The organism is Vibrio sp. V03_P4A6T147 (assembly GCF_002241085.1).
Taxonomy (GTDB): domain Bacteria; phylum Pseudomonadota; class Gammaproteobacteria; order Enterobacterales; family Vibrionaceae; genus Vibrio; species Vibrio anguillarum.
Window position 1 is genome coordinate 1 of record NZ_NDIO01000165.1, and the last position, 2,655, is coordinate 2,655.

At 41.9% G+C, this 2,655-nt stretch carries 2 protein-coding genes; both read right to left on the reverse strand.

The window, feature by feature from the left end:
* The coding region (locus B9J84_RS06455) for a DNA phosphorothioation system sulfurtransferase DndC (RefSeq protein WP_094123783.1) at positions 1 to 1,625 on the reverse strand (1,625 nt) is incomplete at its 3' end.
* On the reverse strand, positions 1,622 to 2,655 hold a 1,034-nt coding region (dndB, locus tag B9J84_RS06460; protein ID WP_094123784.1), incomplete at its 5' end, for a DNA sulfur modification protein DndB. The genes B9J84_RS06455 and dndB, both read right to left, overlap by 4 nt.

Genomic DNA, 2,655 nt, shown 5'->3' on the forward strand with positions numbered 1-2,655 from the left:
TTTTGAAGCTGTTTATCGAGATCGGCAAGTTGCTGGTTATAGCGTTCAATTTCTTGATGATGAATATCAAACTCAGCTTTACTTTGCAGCTCTGCGTGTTTTTGTTTGATTTCTTCTAAGCTTCCCCAATCTTGCTTCAATAAAGTCGCTATTTTGTTGGATATACCATTTCTTCGACTTAATCCTTCGGTAGCGATCTCAAGCTCGATGAGCTTCATCACCAGTTCTGGTGTAATATCAAAATCTTCAGATAATTCATGAATTAACTGAGCATCATCTTTCCCGAAGCTTGCGTTATCGTCATATATCCAGTCAAGATCGAATCCATACACTTCTTTAAACATGGCGGGTAATGAGTCATTCCAATCCGGCTCGTTTGGATCGTGGATCCATTCTTGACGAATGGCATGTAATTCAGGAACGGTAATTAACTCGATTTCACGGCCTTCGGCTTTGAACTTATTATCTAATTCGAGTAATTCACGTAACCATTGCCTACGGTATTTCAGCCAATAAGGCCCTGGAACATGTTTACGTTCGGTAGCAATATCTTCGCCTTCTTTGGCATATTGGTAACTGACTTTTCCCGTCCTACGTTTGTGGTTACGATATTCTGCTTTATTCGCAGGATCGGTTGTCATTGCCAATTTGTTACGGAATTCAAGAAGAGGAGACATCCACTCTTCACCATTCTGAATAAGGCTTTCCATGGCTCGATCTTTTGTTACCACGGTACACGTCCAGCAACCAAATCGTGAATTACCACAAGAGGGTGTGGTTTCATCAATCACCATTGGACATTCACCTTGCCCTGAAGAATCTTTATACAGATTCCAAAGCGTCAAATTTTTACTGCCCCACGGGTTTTCCCATTCAAGGTCGTACTTATCTATCCAAATATTTTTTTGACCATACGGAGTCTGCTTAGTCTCTAGGTGGCATAGTCGCAGTATCTTCCAAACATCATCGACAGCCCAAGTATCGATAGGCGTATAAATAAAAGCATTCGATAGAGTGGTATGTCTCGCTAGGCGAGATCCATCGATTTTATGTTTGGCAATAACCTGTGCGCGCGAGGCGCTTTCTTGGCTTCGAGAGCCTAATACGACGATCACCTCATCAAATTGGGATACTTTTGATTTGATAAAATCACTGACAGGGTCAATTTTCATCCGCTCAGTACACCAGCGAAACGAGCGAGTTGGCGCAGGGTAGCCTTTGCCAAGAAGGCTAGTCCAAAATGTTTGGTCAGCTAATGGTACGACTTTATGGCAAGTGATCGGCAAATTGTCACGTTTTGCACCTGTTGCTATAGCGTCTAATGAGTCTTTAATGTGATTAACGACGACTGGAGTTTCTACTAATGTATCTGACGAAACGACAAAAACAGGTTTTTGGCGGTCTTTCTCATCCAAGCCTAGCAGTGCCATATAGACAAGGGACATGACTGCGGACGAATCTTTACCACCGCTGTAACCTATAACCCATGGCCTTTTGTCTGCACAGTAGACGCGTTGCACATCGGCAACAAAGTGACTTAATTTGTGATTGGCGAAGTCTTCTAAGTTAATAAAATCTTGATATTCTTCAGGAAGATCTTCAGCTAATTTTAGCTCGTGTATCATGATAACTGCTTCTCTAGAGCTCTTTCTTCAGGCGTGAGTGGAAGACCTAGGCTTGTCTTTAGGAAATTTGCAGTGAGCAAAATATTGTGGGTCGATTTACTCACTTTGCCTAGATTCATGCTGCGTTGAATCCATTCAGGATTGGTTTTCAACCAATTGACATTTCTTAATAATTTGAGTTTATCTTGCCAGTTGTCAGGCTCATCACAGAGCAAATACTTACCCATTACTCCAATAGCGTGGAGACCTACGCCATGAGCATGAATATATTCTTGTCTTAGCTGTGCAGGTGAAACTTGTTTAGTTAAAACCATTTGCCAATCAGGCATATTTTCGGCAACTGTTTGCCAAAAAACTTCAGCGAGTTGTTTTTCCTGTTCATTGAAAACATCTTTTGCACCTTTACCAAGCAGTGCTCGTGTCGCTTGCTTGATGCTACTTAAGGTAAAGAGCTTGTTGGATTTTGGGCTGATATTAGATTTTTCCATTTCTGTAAATCCAATAAACGGCAAGCTCTTGCTGGCAAGCCGTCTAGCAAGATCAGAACTTTCGTCTCTCAAATCATAAAGTACCCCGAGAGATGGACTCGGCTTGACCGCGTATTTATTTAAATCGGCGAACATTTGCTGGCTACGCTGTAAGCCTTCGTCAACGAAAAACAAAACAGGAATATTGTCTTGGCCTAAATCCGGATTTTCACGTAGCGCTTCTTCAATTGCTTTGCGACGGTGCTGTCCATCATTGATCAGTATTTGTGCGTCCATTGGTATTTTCAAAATACCTAAATTTGGCGCACCGTCATGATCTTCAAACGAAATGTCGATACCCACAGAGGCTGTCAGTGCAGAGAATACATAATCTTTAGGATTATCGAGTAAATATTTCACCATCTCAGGTATACGACTTTTGTTGAGTGTCCGTTGAGCTCTAAGCTCCGGTGGCACATCATCTTCGTTATAACTGAAAATTTTCGGGATGATTCTTAGTGGACAAGTCGCGATATAAAAAGGGCGACCAGCTTGAATACCTG